The organism is Streptococcus sp. oral taxon 431 (assembly GCF_023115445.1).
In the GTDB taxonomy this organism is placed as follows: Bacteria; Bacillota; Bacilli; order Lactobacillales; family Streptococcaceae; genus Streptococcus.
In genome coordinates, this window is record NZ_JALDUI010000009.1 from 16,279 (window position 1) to 32,135 (window position 15,857).

The 15,857-nt window shown below is 39.2% G+C and carries 14 protein-coding genes; 4 read left to right on the forward strand and 10 right to left on the reverse strand.

Annotated features, from left to right (window positions below):
* Positions 1–206: 206 nt before the first annotated feature.
* Positions 207–1,655, forward strand: a complete 1,449-nt coding sequence (locus M1R56_RS06075; RefSeq protein WP_248035044.1) for an amino acid permease — start codon at positions 207–209, stop codon at positions 1,653–1,655.
* 116 nt (positions 1,656–1,771) lie between these two features.
* Here the strand turns inward: M1R56_RS06075 and polA are convergent, their stop codons facing one another.
* The 9 genes from polA to M1R56_RS06120 all read right to left on the reverse strand — a co-directional run bounded on the left by polA (position 1,772) and on the right by M1R56_RS06120 (position 12,519).
* Positions 1,772–4,405, reverse strand: a complete 2,634-nt coding sequence (gene polA, locus M1R56_RS06080) for a DNA polymerase I (RefSeq protein ID WP_248035046.1) — start codon at positions 4,403–4,405, stop codon at positions 1,772–1,774.
* Positions 4,406–4,469: 64 nt separating this feature from the next.
* Positions 4,470–5,603 carry an SH3 domain-containing protein gene (locus tag M1R56_RS06085; protein WP_248035048.1) on the reverse strand — a complete coding sequence of 378 codons (1,134 nt, stop codon included), beginning with the start codon at positions 5,601–5,603 and terminating at the stop codon, positions 4,470–4,472.
* 101 nt (positions 5,604–5,704) lie between these two features.
* Positions 5,705–5,971: a Veg family protein gene (locus tag M1R56_RS06090; protein WP_248035051.1), complete on the reverse strand. Its 267-nt coding sequence runs from the start codon at positions 5,969–5,971 to the stop codon at positions 5,705–5,707.
* On the reverse strand, positions 5,968–7,326 hold the full coding sequence (dnaB, locus tag M1R56_RS06095; RefSeq protein WP_248035053.1) for a replicative DNA helicase: 1,359 nt from the start codon (positions 7,324–7,326) through the stop codon (positions 5,968–5,970). The genes M1R56_RS06090 and dnaB overlap by 4 nt, the downstream gene beginning before the upstream one ends.
* 42 nt (positions 7,327–7,368) lie before the next feature.
* Positions 7,369–7,821, reverse strand: a complete 453-nt coding sequence (rplI, locus tag M1R56_RS06100; RefSeq protein WP_248035056.1) for a 50S ribosomal protein L9 — start codon at positions 7,819–7,821, stop codon at positions 7,369–7,371.
* Positions 7,818–9,791, reverse strand: coding sequence for a DHH family phosphoesterase (locus tag M1R56_RS06105; RefSeq protein ID WP_248035058.1), 1,974 nt, complete (start codon positions 9,789–9,791; stop codon positions 7,818–7,820). Before M1R56_RS06105 ends, rplI begins: the two co-directional genes overlap by 4 nt.
* 148 nt (positions 9,792–9,939) lie before the next feature.
* Positions 9,940–10,482 (reverse strand): ribosome-associated translation inhibitor RaiA, encoded by a 543-nt coding sequence (gene raiA / locus M1R56_RS06110; protein ID WP_049509978.1) that lies wholly within the window; start codon positions 10,480–10,482, stop codon positions 9,940–9,942.
* A 79-nt stretch (positions 10,483–10,561) separates the two neighbouring features.
* Complete coding sequence (locus M1R56_RS06115) at positions 10,562–11,224, reverse strand: ComF family protein (RefSeq protein WP_248035059.1); 663 nt, start codon at positions 11,222–11,224, stop codon at positions 10,562–10,564.
* Positions 11,221–12,519, reverse strand: coding sequence for a DEAD/DEAH box helicase (locus M1R56_RS06120; RefSeq protein ID WP_248035062.1), 1,299 nt, complete (start codon positions 12,517–12,519; stop codon positions 11,221–11,223). Before M1R56_RS06120 ends, M1R56_RS06115 begins: the two co-directional genes overlap by 4 nt.
* 55 nt (positions 12,520–12,574) lie before the next feature.
* Between M1R56_RS06120 and M1R56_RS06125 the strand changes: the two genes are divergently transcribed.
* The 3 genes from M1R56_RS06125 (at position 12,575) to cysK (ending at position 14,693) form a co-directional block, all read left to right on the forward strand.
* Positions 12,575–13,210 (forward strand): YigZ family protein, encoded by a 636-nt coding sequence (locus tag M1R56_RS06125; RefSeq protein WP_153224653.1) that lies wholly within the window; start codon positions 12,575–12,577, stop codon positions 13,208–13,210.
* Positions 13,211–13,226: 16 nt separating this feature from the next.
* The gene (locus tag M1R56_RS06130) at positions 13,227–13,670 is read left to right on the forward strand and encodes a PH domain-containing protein (RefSeq protein ID WP_248035064.1); all 444 of its coding nucleotides are present in this window, start codon (positions 13,227–13,229) and stop codon (positions 13,668–13,670) included.
* Positions 13,671–13,766: 96 nt separating this feature from the next.
* Positions 13,767–14,693 carry a cysteine synthase A gene (cysK, locus tag M1R56_RS06135; protein WP_248035065.1) on the forward strand — a complete coding sequence of 309 codons (927 nt, stop codon included), beginning with the start codon at positions 13,767–13,769 and terminating at the stop codon, positions 14,691–14,693.
* A gap of 115 nt (positions 14,694–14,808) precedes the next feature.
* Here cysK and tsf read toward each other — a convergent pair whose 3' ends face one another.
* Positions 14,809–15,849 (reverse strand): translation elongation factor Ts, encoded by a 1,041-nt coding sequence (gene tsf / locus M1R56_RS06140; protein WP_000808093.1) that lies wholly within the window; start codon positions 15,847–15,849, stop codon positions 14,809–14,811.
* Positions 15,850–15,857 lie beyond the last annotated feature (8 nt).

Consider the following 15,857-nt stretch of genomic DNA (forward strand, 5'->3'; position numbering starts at 1 on the left):
TCATACATTCTATCTCTTTTTTCTAAACTAACATTTGGAAAACAATTGTTTATTTCACAAAGTTATCCACAGATTGTGTATAACTTTTACTCAAGTACAAACTCCAGCTGATAAATTCCCCCTACATTTTTTATAGGAAATTTCGGATTTTGTTAGGCGCTTTCAAAAAAACATGATATACTGAAATTAATAGAAAAGGAGACATTATGAAAAAAGATCAACACCAACTTAATTGGCTGATGGTTTCTCTGATTGCCTTCAACATGGTTTGGGGGCTAGGAAACGTCGTCAACAACTATTCTCAACAGGGAATTTCAGTCGTCGTATCTTGGATTTTAATCCTCGCACTCTACTTCATCCCTTATTCCCTCATCGTTGGACAACTAGGTTCTACCTTTAAGGAAAGCGGAAGCGGTGTTAGTGACTGGGTTGAAAAAACATCAACCAAACGTTTAGCTTACTTTGCTGCTTGGACCTACTGGGTTGTGCATATCCCTTATCTCGCACAAAAACCTCAAGGAATTCTAATTCCGCTTGGTTGGGCCTTGCAAGGTAACGGACAATTCCTTAAACAAATCGACATCCACTGGATCGTTATTCTCTGCTTGCTAATCTTTGGACTTTTCCTCTACCTTTCTACAAAAGGATTGGCAACTCTAAAAGTCATTGGTAGCTTAGCGGGAAGTGCTATGTTGATTATGTCTTTACTCTTTGTGCTTTTGGCTGTCGGTCTGCCTTTCATCAAGCCAGATATTCAGTTTGCGACACCGCACATGGATCAACTGAGCACCTACATTCCAAACTTTGATTTTTCTTATTTTACAACAATCTCACTATTGGTCTTTGCAGTTGGTGGTTGTGAAAAAATTTCCCCATATGTTAATCAAACTCGCAACCCTGCAAAAGAATTTCCAAAAGGTATGATTGTCATGGCCATCATGGTGGGGCTCTCTGCTATCCTCGGATCAGTTGCCATGGGAATGCTATTTGATGGCAATAACATCCCTGAAGACCTCATGCGTAATGGTGCTTATCAAGCCTTCCAAATGTTAGGAAATTCTTGGGGAGTTGGAAACCTCTTTGTCGTGATCTACGCTCTTACAAACATGGTCGGACAAATCGCTGCGCTTGCCTTCTCTATTGACGCACCATTGCAAATCCTTCTCAATAACGCTGATGAAAACTACATCCCAAGCTGGCTTCGCAAACGTACTGAAAAAGGTGTCCTCATTAATGGCTACCTTCTTACAGGTGTCCTCGTTAGCCTTATCATCATTCTTCCAATTTTTGGTATTCAGGAAATTGATGGACTTGTAAAATGGATGACAAACCTCAATTCGATCGTAATGCCAATGCGTTACCTCTGGGTATTCCTTGCCTACATGATGCTCAATCGCGCTTGGAAGACATACAAAAATGCCGAATACAAGTTTGTGAACAATCCTAAGCTTGGTTTTGTTATCGGTACTTGGTGCTTCCTCTTCACTGCCTTTGCTTGTATCCTTGGTATGGTTCCAAAAATTAATTACGCTGAGAATCCAACTGCTTGGCAATTCTCTCTTCTTACAAATATCTTGACCCCAATTATTCTGATTGGATTAGGTGTGATTCTACCAGTACTTGCCAAAAAAGAACAAAAGAAACAACTCAAGTAAGTCTACTACTAGCTAGATTAAATCGCTTTTATCTTTTCTTGCAAAATTTTCTCAGCAAAAATCCCCTTTGAACAGTAAAGTTCAAGGGGATTTCTTTTTGTTTAATAGTCTATTTTTTACTTGGCCTCATACCAAGTTACGCCTTCATTTTCATCAGCAATGAGGGGCACACTGAGTTGAATGGCATCTTCCATGGTTTGTTTGACGAGTTTTTTGATAGCAGCTAATTCTGACTTAGGAACTTCAAGAACGATTTCATCGTGTACTTGTAGAAGCATCTTAGTCTGATAACCACCTGCAACCAAGGCTTTATCCAGCTGAATCATAGCGATTTTGAGAATATCTGCAGCCGATCCTTGGATAGGTGAGTTGATGGCTGTACGTTCCGCAAAACCACGAATATTAAAGTTACGCGAATTGATATCTGGCAACTCACGACGACGCTTGAAGATAGTTTCTACATAGCCCTTATCACGCGCCTCACGCACCACTTCATCCATGTAGTTTTTAATACCTGGGAAGCGTTCAAAGTAGGTATCAATATAGGCTTTTGCTTCCTTACGGCTGATGCCCAGATTATTAGACAAGCCAAAGTCTGAAATCCCGTAAACCACTCCAAAGTTAACCGCCTTGGCATTACGACGGTCATTCGGAGTCACATCCTCAGGACGTTCAATTCCAAAGACCCGCATGGCTGTCGAGGTATGGATGTCAGCTCCCTCTTGGAAAGCCTTAATCAAGTGCTCATCTTTAGAGATATGTGCCAAAACGCGCAACTCAATCTGTGAATAGTCCGAGCTGAGAAGGACACTGTCCTCCCACTCTGGCACGAAAGCCTTACGAATGAGGCGCCCTTGTTCCAAACGAACAGGGATATTTTGCAAGTTTGGATCCACACTAGACAGACGACCTGTCTGAGTCAAATCTTGCACATAGCGCGTGTGAATCTTGCCATCAGCTAAAATCCAGTCCTGCAAACCAATCACATAAGTGGATTGAATCTTAGCAATCTGACGGTAATCGAGAATTTTCTTGACGATTGGTGCAATAGGAGCTAGGCGCTCCAAGACATCTACTGCTGTCGAGTAACCTGTCTTGGTTTTCTTGGTATATTCGAGAGGGAGCCCTAACTTTTCGAAAAGCAATTCCCCCAGCTGTTTTGGTGAGTTGATATTAAATTCTTCCCCAGCCAGCTCATAAATCTCTTGCGTCAACTTTTCGATGACGAGCTCATTTTCAGCTTGCATCTCAAGAAGTGTTTCTTTTTTAACTTTAATCCCAGCGATTTCCATCTTAGCAAGGACAAAAGCCAGAGGCTGCTCCATATCATAAAGAAGGTCAAGTTGTCCGTTTTCGCTTAATTTTTCAAGTAAAACAGGCTCTGTCTCAACCAATACAGCAACCTTACGAGCTAAGTGTTCCAAGAATTTCTCTCGCTCAGGGATAGCTTTCTTGACACCCTTGCCGTAGAAGGTTTCATCATCGACCAGGTAAGTTTGACCGTAGAGACTAGCGATGGTGGAGATTTCATTATTCTCGACAGTAGAGAGAAGGTATTTGGCCAAACGACTGTCAAAAGCAGGAGCCTGCAAATTCAAACCAAAGCGATTTAAGAGGACTTTTGCTTTTTTAAAGTCATACACTTTTAGAGGTGTTTTTTCTAGAAAATCCTTAAAAATCGGATCCTGCAGAAGTTCTAACTTATCTGTAGCGTAGAGTTTGTCTCCACATGACCAAGCAAAGCCAATCAAGTCATCAGTATGGTAATTTTCCCCAAAAAGTTCAAAGTGAAAAATGGAATCTTCACTCAGCATATCTTCCTTCACTTGATCTACGATGGTAAAGTCCAAACTCTCAGCCACATCACTTGAAGATACATTCAAAGCTTGCTTGAGCTGTTTAAAGCACATCTCATCGTAGAATTTACCTAGGTTTTCCACATCTGGACCGCTATAAACCAAATCATCTAGGCCGATTTCAATCGGCGCTTTCGTATCAATCGTCGCCAGTGTTTTAGATAGGAAGGCTTGCTCCTTATCATTGATGAGATTTTCCTTCATCTTCGATGCCTTCATCTCATCAATATTTTCATAAATACCTTCGAGCGAGCCATGTTCTAACAAGAGCTTGATACCAGTCTTTTCACCAATCTTGGTTACGCCAGGGATATTATCTGACTTATCTCCCATGAGGGCCTTAAGATCGATGAACTGAGCTGGTGTGATGCCCATCTTTTCCATGAGATATTCTGGTGTAAATGCCTCAAACTCAGCTACACCTTTCTTAGAAATCTCAACCACTGTATGTTCATCTGTCAACTGGATCAAGTCCTTGTCTCCACTGACGATAGTTACATCAAAAGCATCCTTTTCAGCCAAACGACCAAGAGTTCCAATGATATCATCTGCTTCATACTGGGCCAACTCATAATGACGAATTCCCAGATGGTCTAGCAACTCACGAATAAAAGGAAATTGCTCACGAAACTCATCCGGAGTCTTAGCACGACCACCCTTATAATCTGCATACATCTCTGTACGGAAAGTCGTCTTCCCCGCATCAAAAGCAACCAAGATATGACTCGGTTGAACACGCTCCAACAGGTGATTTAGCATCAAATGAAAACCGTAGATTGCATTGGTATGTAGTCCATTGTCATTTTTAAAACGATCCAGTTGCTGGTAAAGTGCAAAGAATGCCCGAAAAGCAACTGAAGATCCGTCAATTAGTAATAATTTTTTCTTGTCCATACACCCATTATAAAGGAAAGCAGGGAAAAATACCATTAGGAAGAGCCCAAATACTGAATAACACTTATGATGCTGGATTTTCTACTCGTGCACCACTGCTATCAACTTGGAAACCATCGATAGTCGTATTGACTGCTAAAGCTCCCGATGCATTCACATAGTAATATTTCCCTGAAACCTGAAACCACTGGCTAGCCTTCATAGCACCTGAGCTTTCAAGATAGTACCATGTTCCATTATCCTTTAACCAGCCTGTCTGCATTTCGCCAGACGACTTCAGATAATACCACTTAGAACCATCTTTTAACCAGCCTGTCGTCATTGTACCATCAGCTTGCAAATGATACCAGTTTCCATTAATCTTCTTCCAACCGACTACTTTCTGACCATTTTCATAATAATACCAAACAGTTCCTTCTTTTTCCCAACCATTTTTAGAGCTACTTGTTTTAGTTAAGGGGATATAACGTCTGTTCCCGCTTCGTGAAATATAACTAATCCATTTATGCCCATCTTTTTCAAGAGTTTGATCATAATGCACACTTTCTCCCGCATAGTAATAATCGATAATCGTTGCTGTTAGTGATGGCTGATCCATAATGGCTGCTTTTTCTGTAAAAATATGTGTCCCACTAGATACGAGTGATAACTGATAATTTCCTGAGCTAGTATTCCCCACATCTTTAAAATGAATGAATCCAGTCATAGAATTGGCCTTTACCGTTCGTCGATTGTACCTTTCTCTGACTCCATAATTGTATTCTTCAATTTCAATCATATCACCAAAAACATTGGATACCCAAGCGACATGACCATACTGTCCACTCGTATCCCAAGCGATAGAACCAATTGCTGGGCGCTGATCTACGCGATAACCTTCTCGTTTAGCACGATATCCCCATTCATTAGCATTTCCATAAGCCGCCGGAATTTCAAAACCATTGACATTACTCAAACGAAAGGCTGCAAAAGAAGTACACTGACGAGAATACATGCGCCATTTATCAATCTCCTGACTCCCATTTTTATAATAATAGGGATAATCATCTCCACGTGCTAGTGATCCACCATTTACCTGATTAGCATGAACAGCTCCTCCACCAAACAAAAAAGCTCCTGCTAGTAATAGTGAAGCTGATCCTACAGCTGTCTTTCTGAGAAAAGTTCCCTTTTTATGTCCTGCTTTAGTAAATGTCATTCATTCTCCTTCAAATAATTAGATTTTTGAGGTTGACCTCATCTATATCATTCGAAAGAAAAAGAAAAAAGTGAGAGTATTTCTCACTTTCATGATTATCCTTAATCCAAATAATGAATTAAGTTCTTTTCTGTCAAAATATCTGAATAGGTGAAAGATTCAACATAGACATTAGCCTGTTTGTCTCCTTCAACATTTCCAAACTCAACGATGAAGAGCGATGGATAAACCTCAATTAGTTTTCCCAAACGATTCTTTTGGCGTTTACGACCATTTTCTAAGGTCATTTCCACCACTTGTCCCTCATGCTCCTTAATTTCTTCTTTGATTTTTTTCATTTTAGCCACATCTGTAAATGCGTCTGTCATCTTGGTTCCTCCATCTTCGAAATACTTGAAAATTTATTATATTCTTTTTGGAAAATCAATTCTACCGTTCCGCGAGCACCGCTACGGTTTTTCTCGATAATCACTTCTACTTTATTATTTGGAATGCCTTCCTCCTCTTCACCACCGCGCTCATAATAGTCATCACGATAAAGAAAGGCTACAATATCAGCATCCTGCTCAATAGATCCAGATTCACGAATATCAGACAAAACTGGTCTCTTATCTTGACGTTGCTCTACACCACGAGAAAGCTGACTGAGAGCTATAACTGGAACTTTGAGTTCTTTTGCTAGGATTTTCAACTGACGGGAAATCTCAGATACTTCTTGTTGACGATTTTCTCGACCAGTCCCTGTGATCAGCTGAAGATAGTCAATCAAAATCAAGCCTAGATTACCTGTTTCCTGAGCCAGTTTACGGGAACGAGAGCGAATTTCTGTGATCCGAATCCCTGGTGTATCATCAATGTAGATACTTGCATTAGCCAGATTACCCTGAGCAATCGTATACTTGCGCCATTCTTCCTCAGTCAATTGACCTGTACGGATAGAATGCGACTCTACCAAGCCTTCCGCAGCTAACATACGATCGACCAAACTCTCAGCACCCATTTCCAGAGAGAAAATAGCAACTGTCTTGTCTAATTTGGTTCCGATATTTTGTGCAATATTCAAAGCAAAAGCTGTCTTACCAACCGCAGGACGAGCTGCCAAAATAATCAATTCTTCCTCATGCAGACCTGTCGTCATGTGATCTAAATCTTGATAACCCGTCGCAATACCCGTGATATCTGAAGTCTGTTGCGAACGAGCTTCTAAATTCCCAAAGTTGATATTCAATACATCGCGAATATTTTTAAAACCATTTCGATTGGCATTCTCACTGACGTCAATCAAACCTTTTTCTGCACGAGCGATAATTTCATCAGCAGGTTGAGAAGCTTCATAGGCTAGGTTTACAGACTCTGTCAACTTAGCGATTAGGCGTCGAAGCATGGCCTTTTCTGCTACAATTTTAGCATAGTATTCCGCATTGGCAGAGGTCGGCACTGAATTGACAATCTCAACCAGATAAGACAAGCCTCCGATAGTTTGTAAATCACCCTGGCTATCTAGTATCGTCCGAACTGTGGTTGCGTCAATAGCATCTCCACGATCAGACAAATCAACCATAGCTTGAAAAATCAAACGGTGAGCATACTTAAAGAAGTCCTGTGAATCGATATATTCTCGGACAAAAACGAGTTTAGTCTCATCAATAAAAATGGCTCCTAAAACAGATTGTTCTGCCAGGATATCTTGAGGCTGAACACGCAGTTCTTCAACTTCTGCCATCAGACTTTCCTTCCTTTTACAATATTGTCAACCAATCGTAAATTAAGCTTCCTTGACACGAAGATTGATTACACTTGTTACATCTTGATAAATCTTAACCGGAACATCAATCAAACCAACTGCTCGAATTGGTGATTGAACTTGAATGTGGCGTTTATCAATTTTAATACCAAATTGTTTTTGCAATTCTTCTGCAATCTTCTTGTTAGTAATTGACCCAAAAGTTCGTCCGTCTGGACCAACTTTTTCGACAAACTCAACGATTGTTTCTTCTGCTTCCAGTTTTGCTTTAATTTCCTTCGCTTCTGCAAGCATCTCTGCATGTGCTTTTTCTTCTGATTTTTGCTTACCACGCAACTCACCAATAGCTTGAGCTGTCGCTTCCTTAGCAAGTTTTTTCTTAATTAAAAAGTTTTGTGCATATCCAGTTGGCACTTCCTTAATTTCACCTTTTTTCCCTTTACCTTTAACATCTGCTAAAAAGATTACTTTCATTCTTCTGACTCCTTTTCTTTTGTTTCATTAAAAATAACTGTTTTCAGTTTATCTCCTGCTTCTTGCAGGCTCATATCTGTCAAACGTGCCGCAGCTAAGTTAAAGTGACCACCGCCACCTAACTCTTCCATAATTCGTTGGACATTGATCTTACTTCTGCTTCGCGCAGAAATGGAGATTGCTCCTTGACTATTCTTAGCAAGTACAAAGCTGGCCTCTATACCAGACATGGCAAGCATAGCATCAGCAGCCTTACTAATAACAACCGTATCGTACTCTTTATCCTCCAAAGCTTGAGCAACCAGGATTGATGGCTGTACCATTTGCCCTTGTAAAATTAATTCATTTACCAATCGATATTCTTCAAAATCAGTGGCTGAAATTTCCTGAATGACAATGCTATCACTCCCTCTCGTTCTGAGATAACTTGCAACATCAAAAGTTCGACTAGTTACCCGAGAGGTGAAATTTTTAGTATCCAGCATCATCCCCCCCATAAGAACACTAGCCTGAATACGACTCAAACGTTTCTTCTTAGAGTTTTGAAATTGAATCAATTCTGTTACTAGTTCACTAGCACTACTAGCTCCACTCTCGATATAGGTAATGACCGAATTATCTGGAAAATCTTGGTCACGACGATGATGGTCAATGACAATCGTCTGGGTAAACAAGTCATAAAACTCTTTGGATAAGGTTAAAGCTGTCTTAGAATGGTCAACCATCACCAGTAAGGAGCGTTTGGTAACCATTGTCATCGCTTGATTTAAAGGAAGAAGTTTTGAAACACCCTCATCTTCCAAATAACTGACCGCTCGAGCGATATCTGGAGACAGCTGTGTAGGATCATAAACCACATAACTATCTTCTAGTACATTACTCGAAAACAACTGCATTCCAACTGCTGAACCAAGAGCATCCATGTCAAGATTCTTGTGACCAACAACAAAAACTCGATCGACACTTTTAAGTTTATCTGAGATAGCTGTCATCATAGCACGAGTTCGTGTCCGAGTTCGCTTAACAGATGCCGCTGAACCGCCTCCAAAGTAGATTGGATTTTTGGTTTCATCATTCTCTTTTACAACTACTTGGTCACCACCACGAACTTCGGCTAAGTTGAGATTGAGGAGAGCAACCTTCCCAATCTGGTCGTGATTCCCATCACCATAGGAAACTCCTATACTCATCGTTAGTGGTAAATTCCGTTGCTTAGCTTCCTCACGAAAGGTATCAATTACAGAAAACTTATCCTGCATCAAGTGATCAAGTACAGTGTAGTCAGTAAATAGATAAAACCGATCCATACTCACTCTACGAGAAAACATGGCATGTTTCCCAGCAAATTCTGAAACAAAATTTGCAACAAAGCTATTAATATGACTAATGTCTGATTCAGACGTTTCATTTTCCAAATCATCATAGTTATCAACTGAGATAATTCCAATTACAGGACGACTTGTTACCAATTCAGCAGTCGCCTCATACTCACCAGAAACATCAAAAAAGTATAAGACACCCGAATTTCTATCCAAATGCACTGCATAACGTTTCTCCCCAACAATGGCATAAGCCCCTGGGGAAGAAATCGAACTCTTTAAAATCTTTTGAAATTGAGGAAAATCAATTTCTCCATCCTCGGTTGTCAAAATTAACTCCGCATAGGGATTGAACCATTCAATCTCACTGCTGTTCATATTTAATTTAACAACCCCAACAGGCATTTGCTCCAACAGAGCACTCAAACTATCCGTAGCCTGATGATTGACATACTGGATTTGCTCGATATCTGTTTTTTTGTAATATTTTTTCTGGAAATTAAATAGCAAAACATAAAATACAATAAATAAAAATAGACTTGCTATAGTGATAAGATTATCCTTTACTAACACAATCAAAATGGTCATAATCGTAAAGGTTACCATAGCAATCAGATACATAAAAAAGGGATTTATTTCATTTTTTTTCATTACAAACCTCTTGCGCATTATTATACCACAAATGTAGCCAAAAAGCGACTTTTAAAGAGGGAACCCTATATTCAGATAATCGTAAAATATCTAAACTAAAAAGTGGTTTACACTAGTGTAAACCACTTTTACAAACTAATTATTAAGATTATTTAACTTCTAGAAGACCGATATCTCCATCTTCACGACGATAGATAACATTTGTTGTTTCATCTTCAACATCTACATAGATAAAGAAGTCATGTCCCAATAAATCCATCTGTAAGATAGCTTCTTCCAAATCCATTGGTTTCAAATCAATTTGTTTTGAACGAACAACTTTTGGTTGTGCTACATCTAAGTCCTCAACTAAAACATCTGTAAAGAGTTGACTTGTAGATACTTTATTTCTGTTCTTACGTTCAATTTTAGTTTTGTTTTTACGAATCTGACGCTCAATCTTATCTGTCACCAAATCAATAGAGCCGTACATATCTTGAGAAATATCTTCTGCACGAAGAGTAATAGATCCAAGCGGAATGGTTACTTCTACTTTAGCAGTCTTTTCACGGTAAACTTTCAAGTTAACACGCGCATCCAATTCTTGGTCTGCTTGGAAGTATTTTTCGATCTTTTCGAGTTTAGAAACTACATAATCACGAATTGCTTCTGTTACTTCTAGGTTTTCACCACGGATACTATATTTAATCATATAAGTACCTTCTTTCTAAACATATTTGTTTTTCTAACTATATTATAACGCTTTCATATTTTTTTTGCAAACTTTTTCCTCATCTTGCGAGGGAAAAAGTTTTAATATTCTGACAACCAGCCTCTAATAGCATACTTTTAAGACGATTCAAGGTAGTTCCAGTTGTATAAATATCATCAAAGAGTAAGATATTTTCTGGGGTCTTCACGCCATCTTTCAGAAAAAATGGAAACTCTGTAAGTAAACGATCAGCTCGATTTTTTGAAGAACTAGCCTCCACTTCTTTTTTAACCAAAATATCCAGATATGCTAACCCAGTATCCTTTATCAAACCCTCAACTTGATTAAAGCCCCTGCTTTTTAAACGCTCGTCACTCAGAGGAACAATCACAATCTGATAGTCCTTATACTTCTTTAACTCTTTTTGCAATATCTCAGAAAATACCTTTCTAAGAAGATAATCACCATCAAATTTATAGCGACTAAAATATTCTTTCATGGCCTGATTATAGGAATAAAGAGCCACATGATCAACATTTACACCTTGTTTACACCAAAATTGACAATCTTGACAGTTTGTTGACATATCTTTTTTGAAACACCTAGGGCAATGGTTGTCACCGATATTCTCAAAAGACGAAATACAGGATTCACAGACTATTTCCTCCTCCTTTTTAAAACAGAGCAGGTTAGTAAAAGTTATCTCTGTTTGCAAACTTTTACCACACAATAAACACTTCATACTCCTGCCTCCTGATTCATTTGTTTAATCTCCTTTATGGCTCTCTTAATGGACTGATTGAGGCCGTCATGGAAAAATATCAGTTCTCCAGTAGGACGATCCATGCTTCTTCCAACTCGCCCACCAATTTGTACTAAACTTGACTTGGTAAAGAGTTGATGATTGGCTTCCACCACAAAAACATCTACACGAGGGAAGGTAACTCCACGCTCTAATATAGTTGTGCTTATTAATATCGTCAACTCTCCATCTCGAAAGGCCTGTACCTGCTCTAATCGGTCTTCCGTAATTGAGGATACAAAGCCTATTTTCTCATTCGGAAACTTCTCCTGCAAAATTTCTTTTAACTTTTCTCCCTTTTTAATCTCAGAGGCAAAGATTAGTAAGGGATAGGCCGTCTTTCTCTGTTTCTCAATGTAAAGTTTTAATTTTGGAGGTAAGCCATTTTTTTCTAAATATCTATTAAAATGCGATAACCAGATTGGCTTGGGAACAATGAGAGGATTTCCATGAAAACGACGGGGTAAGCTAAGACGCTTTAACTCCCCTTGTTTAACTTTTCTATCTAACTCATCAGTTGACGTTGCTGTTAAAAATATTCTCAATCCGGTCTCCTTTACACAATTATTGACAGCATGGTAAAGTACAGGATTATCAACATAAGGGAAGGCGTCTACTTCATCCACAATCAATAAATCAAAAGCTTGATAAAATTTTAATAGCTGGTGAGTGGTTGCTATAACCAAAGGAGTACGAAAATAGGGATCCGAATCCCCATGTAGTAGCGCAATCTCACATGCAAAATCATTTTGTAGTCGTTTATGTAGCTCTAAGCAAACATCAATTCGTGGACTGGCCAAACAAACAGCTCCACCTTGATCAATCACCTTGGCAACAACTTGGTAGATCATCTCAGTCTTACCAGCTCCTGTCACTGCATGTACCAAGGTAGCCTCCTTCTTAGCTACCGCCTGAAGGAGTCCTTGTGATACCCGCTCTTGAAATGGAGTCAGTTGACCTGACCATTTGAGTACATCTTGTTTGGGAAAACATTCTTGCGGAAAGTAATAGAGATTTTGATCACTTCTTATTCGCTTCATAATCAAGCATTCTCGACAATAAAAAGCACCAATAGGCAAATGCCATTCTTCTTCTATCTGACTACCACAACGCTGACAATATTGTTGACCCTTTTCTTTTTTCATGGATGGAATTTGTTTTGCTTGTTGTCTCTCCTCATGACTTAATTCTTGCTCGGTAAAAAGGCGACCGAGATAATTTGGATTTACTTTCATATTTCTTTATTCGTAAAATGTAGAACTTTACGCTATTTTTTAGTACAATAAAAATATGGAATACAGAACTATAAAAGAGGACGGACAAGTCCAAGAAGAAATCAAAAAATCACGCTTTATCTGTCATGCCAAACGTGTCTATAGTGAGGAAGAAGCTCGTGACTTTATCACAGCTATCAAAAAAGAACACTATAAAGCTACCCACAACTGCTCTGCTTTTATTGTCGGTGAGCGTAGTGAAATCAAGCGAACTAGTGATGATGGAGAACCTAGTGGGACTGCTGGCGTTCCTATGCTAGGAGTTCTGGAGAATCACAACCTTACTAATGTCTGTGTGGTAGTTACTCGTTATTTTGGTGGTATCAAACTAGGAGCTGGTGGTTTGATTCGCGCTTATGCTGGTAGCGTTGCTCTAGCAGTTAAGGAAATTGGCATTATTGAAATCAAAGAGCAGGCTGGCATCTCCATTCAAATGTCTTATGCCCAATATCAAGAATACGGTAATTTTCTTAAAGAGAATAATCTTATAGAATTAGAGACAAACTTTACAGACCAAGTTGACACAATGATTTTCGTTGACAAAGAAAGGAAAGACGATATCAAGGCTGATCTCATTGAATTTTTCAATGGAAAAGTTACTCTAACTGACAAAGGTTTACGTGAAGTTGAAGTACCTGTAAACCTATCGTAAAGAAAGGAAATATCATATGGCTTTTGGAAGATTAATTCAGGGGCTCGCTGGAAACTTCAGTGAGCAAAGTAAAAAAGCTCTTACCAAGGAGTTTGGACAATATTTATTAGAAAATGAAGAAATTCAAAGCGGATATAAACTCATTCGTGACTCAATTATCTTTACAAATATCCGAATCATATTTACAGATAAACAAGGGGCAACCGGACGGAAGATGTCTATCAAATCAATTTTCCTCATGAACATCGTTAATGTTGAGATGGAAACTGCTGGACTTGGGATTGATGATAGCGAGATTACGATTACTTATTTAGAAAATGCCTTTTTAAAAGCTCATAATGAGCATTTTAATTCTCACAAATTTGAATTTCCAAAGAAAACAGATATCGTACCTCTTTACACTTATCTATTTGACTTAGCTTATCATAATCGTTTGAATATGAATGGTTTGAATCACTGATATAAAAAAATCCTATCGCTTCGATAGGATTTCTATATTTTACAAAAGTTTAAGATAGCGTTATACTAGAAGCATCTTATATAAAGAGGTGCTTATATGGCTATTTATAACAACATCACAGAACTCATCGGTAGAACACCGATTGTTAAATTAAACAACATTGTACCCGAAGGTGCAGCAGATGTTTATGTAAAACTTGAAGCTTTTAACCCAGGATCATCTGTTAAAGACCGCATCGCTCTTAGTATGATTGAAAAAGCAGAACAAGAGGGTAAACTGAAACCAGGCTCTACTATTGTAGAAGCAACAAGTGGAAATACTGGTATCGGACTTTCATGGGTTGGTGCTGCTAAAGGTTATAAAGTTGTCATCGTTATGCCTGAAACAATGAGTGTTGAACGCCGTAAAATTATCCAAGCTTATGGAGCTGAACTAGTCCTCACCCCTGGTAGCGAAGGAATGAAAGGTGCGATTGCAAAAGCGCAGGAAATTGCTGCTGAGCGTGATGGTTTCCTACCATTACAGTTTATTAACCAAGCTAACCCAGAAGTTCACGAAAGAACAACAGGAGCTGAAATTCTAGCTGATTTCGGAGCTGATGGTTTAGATGCCTTTGTTGCTGGTGTTGGTACTGGAGGAACTATTTCAGGTGTTTCTCATGCTCTTAAAACTGCTAACTCAAACATTCAAGTTTTTGCAGTTGAGGCAGACGAGTCAGCTATCTTGTCAGGTGAAAAACCAGGTCCTCACAAAATTCAAGGTATCTCTGCTGGATTCATTCCAGATACACTTGATACAGAAGCTTATGATGGTATCGTTCGCGTAACCTCAGACAATGCTCTCGCACTTGGTCGTGAGATTGGCGGAAAAGAAGGCTTCTTGGTCGGTATTTCTTCTGCAGCAGCTATCTATGCAGCAATTGAAGTTGCTAAAAAACTTGGAGCAGGAAAAAAAGTCCTTGCTCTCGCACCAGATAACGGTGAGCGTTACCTATCAACTGCACTTTATGATTTTGAAATCTAGTCTCCTAAATATACAAAGTCCTTGTTAAAGGGCTTTTTGTTTACCTTCAAAGGGATTCCACTGAGTTCCCCTCCAACAAAAGAAAAGGAAGCTGATTTGCTTCCTTACTTTTTTATTAGTTATTCAAGGCTGCTGCCATTGTAGCTGCAACTTCTGCTTCAAAGTCGTTTGCAGCTTTTTCGATACCTTCACCAACTTCAAAGCGAGCGAACTCAACTACTGAAGCGTTAACTGATTCAAGGTAAGCTTCAACTGTCTTGCTGTCATCCATAATGTAAACTTGTGCAAGAAGTGTGTAAGCTTGGTCAACTTTAGTGTTGTCAAGCATGAAGCGATCCATTTTACCTGGGATAATTTTGTCCCAGATTTTTTCTGGTTTACCTTCTGCAGCCAATTCAGCTTTGATAGCTTCTTCAGCTTGAGCGATTACTTCATCAGTCAATTGAGCTTTAGATCCGTATGCCAAGTGTGGAAGAGCTGGTTTACCAACCATAGCACGGCTTTCATTATCTTGGTCGATAACGTGGTTCAATTGTGCCAACTCATCTTTAACAAATTGCTCATCCAATTCTTTGTATGAAAGAACTGTTGGTTTCATAGCAGCGATGTGCATTGAAATTTGTTTAGCAAGTGCTTCGTCTCCACCTTCGATTACAGAGATAACACCGATACGTCCACCGTTGTGTTGGTATGCTCCGAAGTGTTGTGCATCTGTTTTTTCAATCAAAGCAAAGCGACGGAATGAGATTTTTTCTCCGATAGTCGCTGTTGCAGACACATAAGCTGCTTCAAGAGTTTCACCTGAAGGCATTGTCAAAGCAAGAGCTTCTTCGTTATTAGCTGGTTTTCCTTCAGCGATTGCTTTAGCTGTTGCGTTTACCAGCTCAACAAATTGAGCGTTTTTCGCAACGAAGTCAGTTTCAGCATTTACTTCAACAACTGCTGCAACGTTACCGTCAACATAAACACCAGTCAAACCTTCTGCAGCAACACGGTCAGCTTTCTTAGCTGCTTTTGCCATACCTTTTTCGCGAAGCAATTCAATCGCTTTTTCGATATCGCCTTCCACTTCAACCAATGCTTTTTTAGCGTCCATAACACCAGCACCAGATTTTTCACGCAACTCTTTAACAAGTTTAGCTGTAATTTCTGCCATTTTGATTC